At 48.8% G+C, this 860-nt stretch carries 2 protein-coding genes; both read right to left on the bottom strand.

Features of this window, described 5'->3' with window-relative positions:
- Positions 1-245: 245 nt before the first annotated feature.
- A complete protein-coding gene (locus tag H8S57_RS16860; protein ID WP_006354177.1) occupies positions 246-488 on the bottom strand; it encodes a helix-turn-helix domain-containing protein in 243 nt (80 codons plus the stop codon).
- The gene (locus H8S57_RS16855) at positions 481-858 is read right to left on the bottom strand and encodes a type II toxin-antitoxin system PemK/MazF family toxin (RefSeq protein ID WP_006354176.1); all 378 of its coding nucleotides are present in this window, start codon (positions 856-858) and stop codon (positions 481-483) included. The genes H8S57_RS16860 and H8S57_RS16855 overlap by 8 nt, the downstream gene beginning before the upstream one ends.
- Positions 859-860: the final 2 nt, after the last annotated feature.

Below are 860 nucleotides of genomic sequence, written 5' to 3'. Positions count from 1 at the left end.
TCATCGGTAAGGTTTAGAACCCAATAGAGATACCCTTTTTTCTCGGCCACATGGCCGGAGATTAGTTTGCTGTTTTCTTGCAGGTGTACCGCTGGCATACTGATCTGTTCCTCCTTTTGCGGTATTGAGTTCACCTACCAATGACACCTTTATTGTATCATCGGACAGAACAAAACTCCAGGTAAATCCGCGTCAGAATTGTTAACTTTCTGCGTCTATCCGGTGAAGATCGACACCATAGCCTGCTACTCCGCAAAAGTGGAGCAGGTGATTTTCAAATAACGAAGAATGTGGGCTTTGGGGATGCGGTAAGCCCGTCCAATTTTAAGGTACTCAATTTTCCCATCTTTAAGTAACTTGTACCCGGTTTTTGTACTGACGCCAAGCGCCTCACACATTTGACCAATGTCCATCACATCCGGGTAGTCTTTTAACATCAATCGGTAGGCATCTCTGGGAGAGAGTAGGCCGCCGTCATTTTCATACATTGTGAGTCCTCCTTTCGTTGGGGTATCCTATGCCGATGCTGATTGCCAGGGCTGCATCTACCTCCAGCATTTTTTCTTTACTGATACGCCCAATGTAACCACGGAGCCGCTTCCGGTCTATTGTCCGCAGTTGTTCCAACAGAAGCAGAGAGGTAGGCGCAAGCCCCGGCACATTCTCAAGTAGGATATGGGTAGGCAGACTGTTCTTCGCTTTTCTGCTGGTGATGGCTGCTGCAACAACGGTAGGACTAAAGTGATTCCCCACATCATTTTGGATAACAAGGACAGGGCGGATGCCGCCTTGCTCGGAGCCGACCACCGGGTTCAGGTCTGCATAGAACAGATCGCCACGCCGGATAGCCTTTCGCATAA

Origin of the sequence: Lawsonibacter hominis (assembly GCF_014287895.1) — a bacterium.
Lineage (GTDB): Bacteria > Bacillota > Clostridia > Oscillospirales > Oscillospiraceae > Lawsonibacter_A > Lawsonibacter_A hominis.
Note: the sequence above shows the minus strand (reverse complement) of the source record. Positions and strands in the feature narration are given on the sequence as shown.